Annotated in this window: 13 protein-coding genes; all 13 read right to left on the bottom strand. The window is 42.9% G+C overall.

Annotated features, from left to right (window positions below; translation table 11 throughout):
- Positions 1 to 98: 98 nt before the first annotated feature.
- Positions 99 to 929 (bottom strand): hypothetical protein, encoded by an 831-nt coding sequence (locus GO495_RS00255; protein WP_157297706.1) that lies wholly within the window; start codon positions 927 to 929, stop codon positions 99 to 101.
- Between the two features lie 53 nt (positions 930 to 982).
- A complete protein-coding gene (locus tag GO495_RS00250) occupies positions 983 to 4564 on the bottom strand; it encodes a CheR family methyltransferase (protein WP_157297705.1) in 3582 nt (1193 codons plus the stop codon).
- 43 nt (positions 4565 to 4607) lie between these two features.
- On the bottom strand, positions 4608 to 5171 hold the full coding sequence (locus GO495_RS00245) for a biliverdin-producing heme oxygenase (RefSeq protein ID WP_157297704.1): 564 nt from the start codon (positions 5169 to 5171) through the stop codon (positions 4608 to 4610).
- Between the two features lie 71 nt (positions 5172 to 5242).
- Positions 5243 to 5692 carry a response regulator gene (locus GO495_RS00240; RefSeq protein ID WP_157297703.1) on the bottom strand — a complete coding sequence of 150 codons (450 nt, stop codon included), beginning with the start codon at positions 5690 to 5692 and terminating at the stop codon, positions 5243 to 5245.
- 254 nt (positions 5693 to 5946) lie between these two features.
- A complete protein-coding gene (locus tag GO495_RS00235) occupies positions 5947 to 7434 on the bottom strand; it encodes a S41 family peptidase (RefSeq protein WP_157297702.1) in 1488 nt (495 codons plus the stop codon).
- A gap of 117 nt (positions 7435 to 7551) precedes the next feature.
- Positions 7552 to 8295, bottom strand: a complete 744-nt coding sequence (locus GO495_RS00230) for a hypothetical protein (protein WP_157297701.1) — start codon at positions 8293 to 8295, stop codon at positions 7552 to 7554.
- A gap of 124 nt (positions 8296 to 8419) precedes the next feature.
- Complete coding sequence (locus tag GO495_RS00225) at positions 8420 to 9337, bottom strand: hypothetical protein (protein WP_157297700.1); 918 nt, start codon at positions 9335 to 9337, stop codon at positions 8420 to 8422.
- Positions 9338 to 9351: 14 nt separating this feature from the next.
- A complete protein-coding gene (locus tag GO495_RS00220; protein ID WP_157297699.1) occupies positions 9352 to 10068 on the bottom strand; it encodes a hypothetical protein in 717 nt (238 codons plus the stop codon).
- Complete coding sequence (locus tag GO495_RS00215) at positions 10065 to 10838, bottom strand: HmuY family protein (protein ID WP_157297698.1); 774 nt, start codon at positions 10836 to 10838, stop codon at positions 10065 to 10067. The genes GO495_RS00220 and GO495_RS00215 overlap by 4 nt, the downstream gene beginning before the upstream one ends.
- A 9-nt stretch (positions 10839 to 10847) precedes the next feature.
- Positions 10848 to 11516: an HmuY family protein gene (locus tag GO495_RS00210; protein WP_157297697.1), complete on the bottom strand. Its 669-nt coding sequence runs from the start codon at positions 11514 to 11516 to the stop codon at positions 10848 to 10850.
- Positions 11517 to 11518: 2 nt separating this feature from the next.
- Positions 11519 to 13630 carry a TonB-dependent receptor plug domain-containing protein gene (locus GO495_RS00205; RefSeq protein WP_157297696.1) on the bottom strand — a complete coding sequence of 704 codons (2112 nt, stop codon included), beginning with the start codon at positions 13628 to 13630 and terminating at the stop codon, positions 11519 to 11521.
- Between the two features lie 220 nt (positions 13631 to 13850).
- Entirely contained in the window at positions 13851 to 14879 is a 1029-nt protein-coding gene (locus GO495_RS00200; protein ID WP_157297695.1) for an HmuY family protein, read from the bottom strand.
- A 6-nt stretch (positions 14880 to 14885) separates the two neighbouring features.
- Positions 14886 to 16919 carry a TonB-dependent receptor plug domain-containing protein gene (locus GO495_RS00195; protein WP_205691183.1) on the bottom strand — a complete coding sequence of 678 codons (2034 nt, stop codon included), beginning with the start codon at positions 16917 to 16919 and terminating at the stop codon, positions 14886 to 14888.
- Between the last annotated feature and the right edge of the window lie 182 nt (positions 16920 to 17101).

Genomic DNA, 17101 nt, shown 5'->3' with positions numbered 1-17101 from the left:
CACTGCCGGCTATATTTATCAAACAAATAAATATAAAAATCAAACAAAAAGGGCCGTATCATGTCTGATACCGCCCTTCCATATATAAGCATTTTAATTTACTCGGTGATCATCTCACACTTGATCTTTGCGCCTTCTTCCACCTTCTTCGCAATCTCAATTCCGCCTTCCTGCACTGTGCAAACAGAGAAATTCTCATCCTCTACCTTAGCTACGGCTATTTTACCCAGCGTCTTCTTACGGGTCATCTTCTTGCCGTCAACGGTCAGTTCCGTCAATTCGTATACCCGGAACTCATCCAGTTCCTTCACGCCCAGCAGGCTGCCCGCTACAATTAACACCTTGGCCGCTCCGCCGTTACTATTCTTTTCCTCTATTTCCGCAATAGAGACGGTCACCTTAAAATTGTCCTTAATAAACTTCTCTATCTGGGGTTTAAGGTCTTTCAGGGCATCTTCAAAAGCGATCTTCCCTCTGCCATTACCATTAAAAGTACTGGTGGCAACCACTTCTGCCCTTGCCACATCTATCACGCTCATGGTAAAGGATATTTCTGCCACATTGGCCGTAGTAACCCCGATAACAGGAATATTCGTCTGTTTGATCTCAACAGCGGCTTTGGAAACATTTCCGGTGATAACATACTGAGCCCCTGTAGCTTTTGCCTGTTCCAGCAGCAGCGGGTCCACCGCATCTGCCGCTTGTACAGAGTCGCCCTTCACCTGGGTCATCTTATCCTTCTCTACCAGGGTAAGCCGCTTATTGCGGGAAAATACATCTGAAACCGTTTCCTGTAAGGAAACTACGTTATTACTATTTTGAGAAGCACCGCTTTTAAAAGGGGCGATACCTATTACAGTTTTGCTTTGTCCGAAAGCAGCAGTAGAAACAGCAATGCTAATAAATACTGAGAGCATTCTCCTTATCATAATCAGGGATTGTTTAAAGTGGCATATAAAATAATGCGCAAAATTAAGGAAAATTACCCTGCTACCTGTTCCTGTTTTACAGGTAGTATAATCGTAAATGTAGCGCCTTCCTTTTCACGGCTATGTGCTGTAATCAGTCCGTTGTGTTTATCTACGATCTTGCGGGTAACTGCCAGCCCGATACCGGTGCCCTCAAATTTGTCCTTCGTATGTAAACGTTGGAACAACACAAATATTTTATCGAGATATTTCTCATCGAAGCCAATACCGTTATCGGAGATCGTAATACAGAGGTAAGGGCCGTCTAAATCAGCCGGACTATCAAAACGTTTGTATTTAAGACGGGTAGCCGAGATGCTGATCACCGGCTGTATATCTTTACGGGAGAATTTAAATGCATTACTGAGAAGATTCTGAAAAACCTGTCTAAGCTGCCCTGGTACTGCTTCTATTACAGGTAACGGGCTCACGGTCACAATCGCATTTTTCTCCTGGATAAGGACTTCAAGGTCTGATAAGATCTCTTTAATAATTATTTCCAGGTTCACCTGCTCAAAGAAATTCACCTGCGATAAGCGGGAGAATTTTAACAAATCATTAATGAGATTGGTCATACGTGAAGAGGAGCTGATAATGCGATTCAGGTAATCTATCGCCTTCTCTTCCATATTTTCCTGATACCGCTCCCTGAGCATATTACCAAACATATGGATCTTCCGCAGCGGCTCTTTCAGGTCATGAGAAGCGACAAATGCATATTGCTGCAGCTCTGTATTACTGGATTCCAGTTCCTGATTGGCCTTACGCAGGCGGTCTTCCGTATCTTTCTTCTCTGTAAGATCATTACAGGTGATCACTATACCATCCTGTGTTTTAACGGCTGCCAGTTCAAACCACGTATCCATCCCATCCAGCTTCGTTTTAAATTCCGTATGCAGCACGCGGCCTTTCGCTACTACCTGATTATATTTATCAAATAATCCGTTCTGTGTTAATTGCGGAAAAGATAACATAGACACCTGCTTCTTCCTCATCGCGTCCCTGCCCAGCAACCGCTCTGCCGCTTTATTAGCTGTCTGCAACATGAAGTCGCCGGGGACCGCTTTAAAGGCCATGATCATACTCGTACTGGCATTAAACACGCCCTTCAGCAGCATATCCAGTTCCTTAATGGCCGTAATGTCCACAAAGGTGATCACCGCGCCATCCGTTTGTTTATCCTGACGGATATATGGCATGATCTTCATCAGATGCATATTACCATTACTCAGCATCAGCTCCTTTTCTACCGTATGCTTGTTATGGATTACGGCATTGATATCATCAACGAGATTGTCCTGTTGAATATTGGTAGAAATATGATTAATAGGGCGACCTATATCTGTAGGAATAAGATTGATCATCTTCACCGCTGCAGGATTGAACTTCCGGATGCGCAACCTTACATCCACAAACACCTGTCCTATATCCGTACTCCGGAAATAGTTGTCCATATCATCATTCAGCTCTACCAGCTCTTTTATTTTCAGCTGATGTTCCGTATTCAGTGTATGCAGCTCTTCATTGAGAGATTGCAGTTCCTCATTGCTGGACTGTAACTCTTCATTGGCAGATAATAATTCTTCATTGCTTGACTGCATCTCTTCATTGGAAGTTTCCAGTCCTTCAATAGCCATCTGCAGATTCGTCCTGGTTTCTCCCAGCTCGGCTTCCAGCGATAAAATATGATCATTCACACCAATAGTATGTGCATCAGAAGAGGCCACATAATGATCCGATACACTGATCCTTTCCGGTTCCTCTCCAAATACGATCAGTGTATACTGATGCCCGCTGTTAGTTCCGGGTTTCACCAGCATATTCACCACCCGCACTCCGTCTTTGTTATTCAGCTTCACTCCTTTTACCGGCACTTTCTGTTCTGTTTTCCAGGCCTGGCGTAATGCCATATTCAATACCATGGAAAGGTCCGGCGGGATCATTTTTAACAGGTTCAGGTTTAATTTCTTTTCAGGAAGAGAGAGGTATTTTTTATAGTTACCGATCGCTTCACGGATCTCGTAATTCTTATCGATATATACCGCTGCATAACCATAATCATCCGCCATTACTTCCCTGAATTCTTCCAGCAATTCTGTTGCTACCCGTTTCTCAGGAACGCCATTGGCCCTCATTTCACGCGCCTGCCGGATATACTCCAGGGGACTGGACAGGTTTTCCGGCATGGCAGCCCTCGAAGTATTGTTCTTTCTGTAAATCTTCCACTTAGGACTGATCTCTTCCAACCCTCCCCGGATGACAGCGGCAGATTCACTGGGTCCCAGGAACAGGTATCCTCCCCCATTCATGGCAAAATGAAGAGAGGCCAATACCTGGCGTTGTAATACATTATCAAAATAAATGAGCATGTTACGGCAGGTAACCAGATCATTTTTTATAAATGGAGGGTCTTTAAGAATATTATGCCGCGCAAATACGATCTGTTTGCGTAAACGCGGAACGATCTGGTATTTATTACCCTCCTTAATGAAATATTTTTTAAGGATTTCCGGTTCTACCTCTTTCACTATACTGGCAGGATAACAACCTTTGGAAGCGAATTCGATCGCGTTACTATCAATATCCGTAGCAAAGATCTTTATGTCCAGCCATTTGTTTCTTTTATGGAGCGCCTGGTCCAGCATAATAGCAATAGAATATACTTCTTCGCCGGTACTACAGGCAGTGACCCATATTTTGAGGATAGCCCCTTCTTCCTTACTCTCTAACAATTTACCAAGCACCTGGTCTTTCAATACTTCAAACGCCGCTTTGTCCCTGAAAAAGCGGGTCACCCCGATCAGGAAATCCTGTGCAAGCAATTTATTCTCTTCCGGATTTCCCCGCAGCAACTGCAGGTAATCATCCACGCTTTTTATATTGGACTGGGCCATGCGCTTTGCAATGCGCCTGGTAATAGTAGGAGATTTATAATGATTGAAATCCTGACCGCTATTTTCTTTTACCAACTGGAATATTTCAGGCAACAGCGCTTCATCTATCTTTCCATCAAATACCTGTACAGGCATATCCTGGATATAATTGTAGATCTCTCCGGGCATGAACTCCGGCGACAGCACATAATCGACATTTTCTGAATTGATGGCACTCCTGGGCATGCCATCGAACTTGGCAGTCTCCGGGTCCTGTACCATCACCATACCTCCGGCTTTCTTAATAGCGCCGGCGCCACGGGTACCATCCGTACCTGTCCCTGACAGGATAATGCAGATGGCATAACGGCCTTTATCTTTAGCCAGAGAAAATAAGAAGGTATCTATCGCAGTATTGGGCGCTTTTTCCAATGGCTTTTGTTGTAACTGCAGGCGACCATGATCTATAATGATCTCTTTATTATTAGGAATTACATAGACACAGTCATTCTCTATCAGCATATCTTTCTCCACTTCTCTTACCTTCATGTTCGTATGCTTGGAGACGAGTTCCACCAACAGGCTTTTATAATCAGGGGATAGATGCTGTATGATCACGAAAGAGAGATTGCCATATTCCGGCATATTATCAAAAAATTCATGAATTGCCTCCAATCCCCCGGCCGAAGCCCCAATTGCTATTATGTAATTCGCTTTCTTCATTAAGGGTACTTAATCTAAACCATTTTCATACCAAAAGATGCACTTATTTAGCAGCGGATGCCCATAATTTGAATTTGAGGAAGGTATCAACGGCAGATTGTATCAGTCTTGCTTTTTGAACATCCGTACCATTATACCCGTCCAGATAATGTTCGAAACTGTCCCACATGGCCTGACTGTTAGTCCCGTACCCTTCAAAAAAGGTAAATGCTTTGGCAACATCAGGAACATTATGAAGAAGCTGGCTGATCACCTCTTCGCCCAAAGCAGCTCTTTCCAGTCCATATAAAGCGCCCAGGGCCTGCCCGGCATCTGCTATTTCAGGAATATCCGTACATAGTGGAGGAGGCTCTACAGGAGCCCCGTTTATAGCTGCCATATCCTGCAGCAACAGGGATGCCTTACGCCGTTGATCAAAGCCTCCGGGGAAAGTGGTATCCAGATGAGCAGCAATATACTGTTCTAACGGGTAGTAGTATCCGTAAAACAATTGTAAAAGGCTGATATATGCGGCTTGGGTATTGGTTTGCTTTATTCTGGGAATAAGGACCTGCTCCAGTTCCTGGTGCAAGGGTTCCGTACTTTCCCGTAAATACTTGATCATCATCTTAATTACAGATTTTCAGACTGATGATTAAAATTACGGCGAATAAATGTCCTTATCGTGTGGAATAATCTCTACGGCAGTTGCACCACTGTGAACCAGTAGGTATAAAGCATGCGGGTGAATGCCACTAAATCTGAGAAATTAGCGGGTTTAATCGTATAACTGTTCACCCCCAGTTCGTAACATTTAGAGATGTCCTTTGCTTCGGTAGAAGTAGTAAGAATAATGATAGGTAACCATTTAAGATTAATATGCTCTTTGATCTCACGTAATGCTTCTCGGCCATCCTTACGGGGCATATTAAGATCCAGCAGGATAATACTGGGGAAGGGGTATTTTTCCACATCAGCATATTTTCCCTGCCTGTTGAGGTAATGCATCAATTCTTCTCCGTTCTCAACAAAATATAATTCTGTTTCTGCGCCGCTTTCTTCAAATGCAACCTTAATCAGCTCTCTGTCGTCTGCATCATCATCAGCCACCAGTATACATTTCCGCGTACGTTGCACCTTTCTGATCATCCAGTTTTTAAATTTAACGGCTAAAATTACTTAAATAAAATCGCAAAATAACAAGGAACCGTGGAATTGTGCCTCCGTAGTCCCGGGATTAAATCCCGGGACTACTTTGAAGGACTTGTACTTTTAAGAATTATATTGTTGAAGTCAAAAATCAGGGGCAACAAGCATTTTCTAAAGGAAGCTACGCAAAGCTACCACCTGAGACTCCAAAAAGCAGATCGGATCGGGAAAAAACATTGCGCAAACGGGAATTATCAACGGAATTTTGCCCTGTTCTCAATCATCCCATTGAATGATGACGGCCCCATGTGTACCAGTGGTGTTACAACGCTACCGGTACGGCCACCCGGATTTCCACTGATATAAGCCAGTGCGGAAGCCAGGCTGGTTTCCGCAGGATCTCCGAAATCGTGCGTCACATCATCACCTGCCGAATAATCCGGTGTCATACCATGAAAATAATCCCCTTCCCCACTGGCATTCCGCATAGAAAAACTGGACATATACACCGTATAAGCATCTATTTTAATACCAAAGAAACCTACCGGTTTTCCATAAGTCTGTTGCCCTACCAGCTTCACGGGAAGATAAGGTTTCAGACTGTTGATGGTCAGCTCACTGGCAGAGGCCGTATTACCTGTCACAATAAATACCACCTGCTTCACTGTCTGTAAAGCGCCTTTTTTATTAAATGTATACGTATTCCCTCCTACAGAATAATCGATATCCGCATAGGTGGCATTACGCCCCTGATAACTGACCGGTTTCCCATTCGCATCCAGGTACAACTGCTGCTGCAGGATGGGCGCCTTTCCGTTCTGTAATAAGGTATTAAAATACTCTGTATACATCGTTTTCCCGTTCAGTGAAGAAGGAGCTGCCAGGTTCACCAGCTCTTCCGCGGCGGTGGTATACCCCCCTCCGTTGTACCGGAGATCTATCACCAGCGCAGTTACACCAGCAGTAGCAAACGACGAGAACACCTGTTCCAGCGCAGGGGTAAAACTGGACGGTGTTGAAAACCGGCTAACTGCCACATATCCAACCTTCTGCGTACCTGCCGTTAATACTGCCTGTTTAAACACCGGATTAGTAGTATATGCACTTTGCGTCAGCGTTATAGTACTGGTATTGCCACTGCTGTTCTTCTTCACATTCAGTGTAACAGTTGAGCCTTCAAGCGCCGCATTCACAAAAGAAGAAGACCCGGAAGAAATAGTAGTGCCGTTTATACTCAGTATACGGTCACCTCTTACCAACCCCGCCAGATCTGCCGGTGATGCCGGATTTACATAGCGGATACGGATGTCAGCATCTGCCGCCGCTGTAAGTGCAATACCGTAATCATTGCCTTTATCAGCCAGGGAGACTGTCGCCTTTCTTCCTCCGGCAGTGACATTCCCTTCTTCCATAAAGGAATATTTTGGCACACCCGGATAACCGGAATACTCATAAGGATTGCCCGTTGTAGGGTTAATTTTGTATTGGGTGATAAGGTATAATTCCCTTTTGTAGTTACTTAATACATCCCCCCCTGTCGCATACTGGCGGGGATTGAAAGTAGCATAATCCGGTAACGCATCATACCAGAGGTAAATTTCTTTTGCATACAAATAAAGGGAGTCAAGTGTCAGTTGTTCACGGGTACCTTCGGCAGGAGATACAGGAGGGGCCGGCTTATCATCCTTTTTACAGGCGAGGGCAAGAAGCACAATCAGTATGAGGGAGGCATAAGTTTTCACCGGGTATAATTTATAGACGAATTTAAGAATATATGAATATACAAAAACCCCGGTAAATACCGGGGTTTCTGATGTGGTTAACCGTATAATAATGTGAGGTAGCCGATGGCTGTTTAACTAAATTTCTTTGTACCGGAAGTGTAAATAAGGATAGTTGCTCGGAGTTTTGTAGGCATTCGGTGTACGGTTGCTGTACAGATCCTGCAATTCTATGATAAAGGTACGACCACCTGCAGTTGTTGCCTTTACCGTCAGATACTTACCATGCTCTATTACCGGTAATGCCTCATGCCTTACGATGTTATAATTATACCATCCTGATACTACGGTATAATTAACAGTATCAATACTGTTTAATCCGATCTTTTTAGTAGTAATGTTTGTCCAGGCAGGAGACACCAACCCTGTAGCAATAGAGTCAAAAGAGGTACGGGCAAATGCAAGTGTATAGGCTGTATACACGCTTACATCTGCATTGGCAGTACCACTAAAGACCAGGTCTGCATTGACAGAATCAGTACCATCATTGGATCTCAGACTATAATAATACTTTGAATTCGCGATGTGCGGTGGATTACCCGTATTATTAACAGTCCCCTGTAGGAAGTTCTTAACGGTATAAATCTCATTGGTTGAACTTCTGAACAACTTTCCAAAAGTATTGGCATAAGTAAAGGCGGCAGAATCTCCCGGATTGCCGATAACAACTGCTACTTCATTACCTGGACGCAAACCTGCATTATTCTCCTTCTGACATGCAACAGCAAGTACAGCCAGTACGCCTGCTGCTATACCAAGAATTATACGGTTGGTTTTTGTACTTTTACCTGCAGTTGCAGGGGTGACATTTAAATTTTTCATTTTTGTGTTTTTAAAATGTTAGGATTTTAGGTGTCCTTCTGTAATCATTTGCAGGACCGGACAATGCAACTGTCCGGTCTTTTTATAACAACATCAGGCTACCCTTTCATATTTAGGTTAACTTCTATTCTGTAACGGTAAAGCTTTGCGGGATATCCACATAGCTGTCATATCCGTCTGTACCTACATAGGAGATCTGCAATTTACTATACGATCCCAACGGATAAGTACCCGGTATACGAACAGTTACACCATTCGGAGTACGACTTACTATTTCCAGATTATAATACGTGAACTCCGGCGCATAACGCGCTCTTATAAATGTAAGCTCAGGCAGAAACTTCCCGGGGAAAGTATGCGTATCCCCTCGTTTCAATGTAAATGCATCCGTTAAAATTAATTCAGGTACACCAGGAGCCACATACACAAAATACCGGTTGCTGGTAATACTGCGTATTCCACTGTTGATCTTTATTTTGTACCAGCCTGTATCCACCCCTTCTTCCGGAACATTCGCCTGCAACCAGTTGGCGTAGCCTCCATATCCCAGTCCGTTTATGGATAAACGTGTTATTACGCCTGTTTTGGATATCAGGTAAATACTGGTTTTAGCAGTATCAGTGATCACGTTGTACAGATTACCTAAATCAAGCGTACTACCAAGTGAAGACAACACATCCGCATTCTCATTCAGCAAAATATCCGGTTGGTTGATGTTAAGATGTAATACATATTTTGCGACACTGCCACTCTGTGAAGTAACTATATAAATAACACTGTCTTTCAGTGCTATCTTCTGCCCGGACGCAGGTGATACCGTTGCATTTTCGGATACGCTGATAACAGGTGAAATAGAATCTGGTAACACTTCGGATGAAGGCCAGTAAAGAATAATGTTCCCATCATTGATAGCCCCTTCTAAATGATCGTTTACAGTAAATGAGGTGATCTCATTATAAGGATAAGGCGCATTGACTGTTTCCTTTTTACAGGCACAGATGAATAGAATGAACGCTATTATTAGTGTATAATTGAATCGCATTTTTCAGGTTGTATTTAGTTAACAGGGTATAATATCCGGATGGTCTTTTCTAACAGTACTGCTCTGCTGTAATTCACCACTTTTATCTTATAAGTACCTTCAGGAATTGTTGCAGCATAAGGCATATATACAGAGAAAGAACCATCAATACCATTCGTAGTACTAAAATCCGTAGTCCCTACAGGTTTATATTCTTTCCCATCTGCTGCAATAAATATCACCTGCGGTTTTACTGTTAAACTACTATTGACAATAAAATTCTTTCCGGTGATGGTATACGTCACCGGCCTGTCGTACGGATAGGTATCAGACACACTGCTGGTCATCCAGCTATCTTCTGTTATTTCATTTACTGATAATGCAGGTTGCTGTGTTTCTACTACCAGATTATAAGAAGCCACACTACCATCTTTAGCAGTCACTTTGTATTGCAGGTTCTCTGCAAAGAATAAACTATCCAATCCTGTGATCAGTGTATTACTACCGGGAGTAATACTCGCGCCATCAGAGACTTTAATTTCCGCCTGCAATGAAGTGAGATAATAGTAATAAGGGATATACGCTGTAATCGTTTTATTTTCATCATTAATCACTCCATAAATAGGATCTCCCGATACATTCGTTACCTTATATTCCAGTACACGATTGGTAGCAAGAGAGGGAGGATTGATGGTTTCTGTTTTTGTACAGGCAACTGCCATCAGCAGTAATGCTACTAATTTGATCTTCATTTTATATCCAGATTTTTGGTGCCGTCTTTTTGTATGGCATATTTAAATGTGATAAAGCCCGGTTTGTATGAGCGTGTAGGAATAACAGGAGCATCCTTATAAATACTATAGATGATCACCTTTGCATAATTCCCTTTCGCAGTTCTTACTACCAGTGTACGTGGCATATTATAACATACGTGTGTAACGGAATCATAAGGCTGATCAGGAAACTGCTGACCATAAAAATCATAGAAAGCCCAGCCATCTCCGCTACCACTGAAATGGTCCAGCCCTATGGATTCATTTGTTTTAAACAGGCCCTCATTCACCGTTTTTACCAGGGAAAAGGCGGAATCAAATAAATTACGTGACGGGATCATGGTAAAGGGTTTTCCTTCTCCGTTATAATAAGTCCCATCTATGCCACTGTTCATCTCCATATAAATCCCTCCTTTACCCGGGCCACCATACCCTGGTGAATACTGTGCCTTCCCGTTATTTGCATAAATACTGCTGTTATAAGTGCCGGTAAATGCAAGGTCCCAGTTGGATGTCTGTGCCTGCGATGCAGGAATTACTTTCTGATCTTCCAGACTGTAATAAAATGCTTTGGCCGCATTGGAAGAGTTAGCGGCCGTATCTGCGGCAATGTTATATAACATAAATACACCGGTATTAATCGTAGTGGTATCTACAGGTGTTACCTTTTCCGGTTCTGTATCGGAACCTTTTGAGCATGCGATTGCCAGTATGGCCAGGGCCACGCATAAAATGCTGATCTTTTTCATATAATCTACTTAAGGTGTCTTCAGATTTCTACTACCATCTTCCTGTACAAAATACCTGAATGTGAAATAAGGCGCCGGCCAGTAAAGATCCGTTACTGCAGGAGGATTTCCCTGGTATACATTGATCAGTTCCAGCTTGGCATATTTACCTTCTGCTGTACGTAAAATGAAAGTCCGGTTCCTGATAGGTATAGCCAGATGTGTACTAAGCGAATAAAAATACCATCCTGTATTATATGCCTGCGGATAACCATCCCAACCTACAAAATTCAGGTTACTGTCTGTAACAGGAGCCATCGTTACTGCGGAATAAGGAGAATCTACTGCGATGATCGTTCCCTTACCAGGGCCACCAAAACCAGGGCCTGCCACACTGCCGTTATTCACGTATACCAGCGCATTATAGACCTCCGTAAAAGCAAGGTCCCAGCTATTACTTTTCCGGTTGGCAGCAGAGCTGTCCCATGATTGTAACTTTGTTCCCAGCTTAAAATAAAATGTTTTAAAAGGACGTCTCTCCTTTCCTTCTACACCATCTGCTACAGAAGCCTCCGTATCGCCGGCAAGGTCTCTGATCACCGTGCTAATGCCATCTTCATAATTTGTTTTGGCTACATTGTTATCCTCCTTCTTACAGGAAGATAACAACAGTATAAGGGCCATCATTCGGATATACATAGTTATTTTTTAAAGAACCGCCATTTTACTCCGGCCATCAGAATGCGCCCTGGTTGTCCGGGCATCAGCATATCCGTATAGTCCATCAGGTTATCGGCAGTGAGTTGTACAGATAAATGTTTATTACATAATTTCTTTTCCAGAGAAGCATACAGCAGGCAATTGCCATCAATGAACGTATCATACCTATCTAAAAAACGGTTATTATTAGCATCATCATAACCAGAACGACCGCGATAATTAGCACGAAAAGTAGCACTGATCCCCCATGGCGTGTATTCATAAAAGATGCGCAGGTTACCCATATGCCGCGATCTGTTTTCCAGTCCTATATAATCTCCCACAACAGCGGCACGTGTTTCTCCTGTATTACTGTTGCGCATTTTATTATAAGGATACCGGCCCAGCTTAATAGAATCCATAATTCCCCTGTCTTTTGCATACAGCAGCTGATAACCTATGGATATATCCAGCCCTGGCAGCGGATTTACAATAACACCTCCTTCCAGTCCTGCAGTATAAGACCTGTCAAGATTTACATAAGAATATACTGGTTGATAATTAGTACGCGTGGCTATTTGTACTGTATTGATAAAGTTGCGCAGGTTATTATAAAAACCATTCACATCAACCCTGATCTCTTTTACCGGTTGATAAGAAACCCCCACATTATAAGAAAGAGAAGTTTCTGGTTGCAGATTAGCATTGATATCTTTTGCAATAGGTCTTATTTCACTGATCAATCCTGCGGACTGCATTTCTGCCAGTTTACCGGACACTTCTTCTACACCCAGTACAGTATATCCGGCCTGTGGATTCGTAAACACCTGATAACGCTTTTTGAAATCAGGTGTTTTATAACCGGTACCTACAGCTGCTTTAAAAGTAAGTTGAGGAAGCGGACTATAACTGATACCTATACTGGGGTTTATTCTTCCCCCGTAAAAATCATGATGATCATATCTTAATCCTGCACGGGTGCTGAAATGAACATCAGGTTTCCAATCGCCCTGAAAATAGGCATACTCACTGTGCATGTTGTTTCCGCTGCGAAACTCCGTATCATCCATCACTTCTATATTAGCGCCTGCCCCACCTATAAAGGAAAGCTGGTTCGAAGGCTGGAACGTTATCTGCTCTTCCAGCCGATGAAAATATTGTGTAAAGTCATTCTCTTTCAGAGATACCTGTTTGCCGGTATTCACATCCTGTCCTGAGCTATAGCGTGTCAGGTAATACTGACTATTCAGTCGCCATCCCTTTTTAAAAGATGTTTGTAATGCCGCGGCAGCATTCACATCACTTTCGTGTAATACATCGCGGGTACTGTTCTGTACCTGCCCTGAACTATATACAGATTCATTTACAGAGTTACGTAATGCCCATCTACCCGAAAGGTTCAGCATATTTTTATCACTGAAGCGATAACGCATTCGTCCCTGTAAACTATAACTGTCATAAGGAGGAGCGGTAGCCCCTTTACTCAGGTATGAATTCACATTATATCCATCCGTATGATAAAAGTTACCGGAAAGCGAAGCCGATGCTTTCCCCTGTGCAAAGGGAGTTTCTCCTTCCAGTGTAACATCCTGAGTATGCTGAGACCCATATCTCACAATGGCTTGCCCCTGTGCATTCGCTACATGCTGGCGGGTAATGATGTTCACTACACCACCCAACGCCTCACTGCCAAACAAGCTGGAAGAAGCGCCTTTCACAATCTCAATACGTTCTATATCCGAAACAGTGATCCTGGACAGATCGAAGTTACCCATGTTACGCCCTACCATCGGTTGTCCGTCAATCAGTATTAATATGTAATCGGAACTAAAGCCCTGCATCTGCATACCAATAGCGCGGGAACCTGCAGCCACATCATTCACAATAGCAATTCCTGTTTGCTCACGCATGACTTCGTCCAGTCGACGGCTCCCCATCATATCAAGCGTTTTCCTGCTGATGACAGTAACAGGCATGGCCGCTTTACTGGTGAGTGTTTCCAGACGCACCGCTTTTACCTCTACCCCATGCAGATGATGACTGCTATCCGATTGAGCCAGTACAATATGGGAACTGAAACATAAAATAATAAACGGGTACCTGCTGATTCGCATTTTTGTTTATAGGTTCTATTACATGATGATCCGGTAATGGGTTATTACCAATATGGGGCGGAGTAGTTTTGCAAAATTATAATAACGGGTCGAAAGCCACATGACGAAACGGGAAAACAATTTACGCAATCAGGAAAAAAGAATAAAGCAGGAATAAGTAAAAAAACGAACTCCGTCAGGAATGTTATTCCTGACGGAGTTCGTCTAAATAATTACATTATCAACCCGCAGCTTTCACCAGTTTATATTCCACTACAGGATAACCTCTGCTACCACCATCATTTAATCCCATGCTGATAAATTTCAGCTTGTAATAATTACCTGCGGGATCTTTTACCACAAAGAAATAGTTATATAATATCCCTACTGTAGTACCGCTGGTCACTCTCCATTTACTGCCAATGGCATCACGGGTAGATGTAAAAGTTAATGCAGACAGATCTGCTGCTGCAAAGTTACTATAGCTCACCGTAGCAGAATCTACTCTTGCGGCCTGCACACCTGCCAGGTTATTGATCACTACAAAGTCTGAGAAGAAATAAGGGATGGTCGCCGTATAATAAGCAGCGTAAGACCATGCAAAATCCCACTCCGCTTTTTTAGGTTCTACTGTTACATTGGCGCCGCTTTCCAGGGAGAAGAAAACAAAGTTATAATCAGAAGACTTTGCAATCGTTGCTGTCTTAATAGTTGTCTCAGTCAGTTTAGCATATTGTAAGGTATATCCGTTGCTGCTACGTGTAACACGGACCTTGTACCAGGTACTTGAATCTGTAGCGCTGGCAGTTTCCGGTTTTATCAGATAGACCTTATTGTCCGCATCAGTAGCAGATACTGCGGCAATCACCGTTTTAGTGATATCTCCGAATACATCATCTATCATGGATAACGTACCTGCACCCTGACCAACAGCCAGGCTAACACCTGCTGCATCAGCACTGCCTACCTGTGTAATATCTGTTTTAGCAGTAGCCACTGCACTCATAGAAGTAAATCCATTCAGGATAACACGGTAATCAGTACCACTGTAAAAACCTAACGACCAGCTGGTGCGTACCACATCGGATTGCTTATCTGTACTCATATCTACATATGCCGTATTAGGTGCGCCGGTCCCCCCACCGCCCTGCAATGTCAGCTGAGATCCATCAGAAGGTGGGATCACTACAGTAGTATCATCATCATTGTTAGAACACGCACTAAATATTCCCGCGATAGAAAGTACAAGGAAAAGTCTGCTTAATTTCATTTTATATTATTTATTCCAGTTAAAACTCAATCCAAGAAAATAAGAACGGCCATAGAACATCGGTAACAAACTACCTTCACTATGCGCCTGCCCACTATTCAATGTCGTATTCTTTACATTCGTCGTATTAAGCAGGTTACGTGCACCGGCATTAATCGTTATGTATTTTGCTATCTTTTTAGTCGCTCCCAGCTCTGCACTATGAAATGCAGATGTATTGGCCAGATGGATAAAAGTACTGCCATCTGTATTGGTCACCTGTTCATATGCAGGTCTTACACCATTGTATTTATAAGACAAATTTAACGTAGCGCCAACCCGTGTAAACTTATAAGTAATGCTACTATTCACTTCCGGTGTCCATACAAACTCCGGAGAAGAAACACGTTTATCTTCCGCAAAAGCGTTATACCTGCCTATATAAGAGAATCCCACGCCAGCCTGTATCTTTTTCCAGTTAAGTGTACCACTCAATGTACCACCAGTCGTTTTAAACTTGCTGATGTTCACATACGTAGCTGTATCCGAATTAGCCGGATAAGCAATATCAATGCGGTTATTAAACTGGTTATAAAAACCGGCAGCAGTAACGCCTACGCGTATATTACTTTTCTGCAATGCCTGCCATGATACAGAACCTGTAAAGCTGTTAGAGTACTCTGCTTTTAAATCAGGGTTTCCCTTAATGGAATGACTGGCATCAAAGAAATGAAAGTATAATTCACGTAATGCGGGCGCTCTGAAACCACGTGCATAAGATAAACGGAGATCTACATTTTTAGATAAAGAAAACTTTGTATTGATAGAAGGTATTACCGGTGGTGCGTCGTACAGCGAGTTCTTATTTAATCTTACACCCGGACGAATATTAATACCTGCAGTTGGTTTTATTTCTGAAGAGAGGAATACAGAATAATCATTGATAACCGGCGTTCCTTCAATACGTTCTCCTGTAGAAGCATCTCTTTTGAATTCAATACCAGGTTGAAAAGATAGAACGGACGATAGTGTATACTGTGCGGTTCCGCGGAAGAACAATGTATTAAAGGTAGAAACGTCCTGTGCTCCCTCATCGGTAGATAATACTTCCGCACCTGTATCAAAAGATTTTATAGTTGTACGTGTACGACGCTGGTATTGCTGATAAGAAGCCGTTCCGTTTATACTCAGATCTTTATTCAGCTCCCATACCGCCTGTGCCTGATGCGTATATCTTTCTGTAAAATAATGCTGATCTGTTGCCTTCCCGTTGCCATAATTCACATCTCCTTTACTGATCAGATCTTCATTCAGATAATCAAGCCTGTACCATATTTTAAAGTGCTGATTACCATATCCGAAAGTTCCGTATGTCATCAACTGGTCCTTCGGCTTCCATGCTTTTTTACGGCCTGTAAGCGTATCCGCCCATCCCCCAAAATCATTACGGGAAACCCCTGCACCGGCAAAGAATCCTTTATGTCCCCAGTTAAGACCCGCACTCTCATTGTGTTGTCCTTTCCCTTTAAACGCAGCATATTCTTTACCTGTTGATTCTTCCTGTACCCTTGCGTATACAGAAAGCGCACTATTGTTATTCTTCTTCGTAATAATATTTATCACTCCGGCCAATGCATCTGTACCATATACTACAGACATTGGGCCTTCTACTATTTCAATACGCTCTATTGTATTTACATCTATCTGCGTAAGACTCTGACGTGTACTACCTCTGTCTACCAGCGGCACACCATCCAGCAGCACTTTTACACTGGCGCCCGACATTCCCATTAACTCCACATCGGTTTCTCCCAAAGTGGCGTCATTGGAAAAGCGTACTCCCAGTTCATAATCCAGCACTCCAGGAATGCTGGTAGCGCCCCGCTGCTGAATATATTCACGGGTGATGGTCCTCACCTGGTAAACAGAATTTTTTAATGACTGTGGCTTATATTGTCCTGTTATCACCACATCATTTAATAACACAGAATCCATCTTCTGTGCATCAGAGCGGCTATAAAGCGCAACAGCAAAGAATAGCACAATAGCTTGTAGCTTCATAAGTAGGTATAATGCATGCACATACATCACCGCTACGCTTATGAAAGCATAGCAGCAAAGGCTGGCATAGCCTGTGGCAATAATGATCTTTCTGTATCGTGCTAACTGTTTCGGAGTTAACAGCTGCTACACAATACTGATTTTAGCGGAGTAAATTGTACATGCAAAGAAAGCATGTTATC

The organism is Chitinophaga oryziterrae (genome assembly GCF_009758125.1).
Lineage (GTDB): Bacteria > Bacteroidota > Bacteroidia > Chitinophagales > Chitinophagaceae > Chitinophaga > Chitinophaga oryziterrae.
The sequence above is the reverse complement of the archived record's forward strand: the minus strand, read 5'-3'. Positions and strand labels throughout refer to the sequence as shown.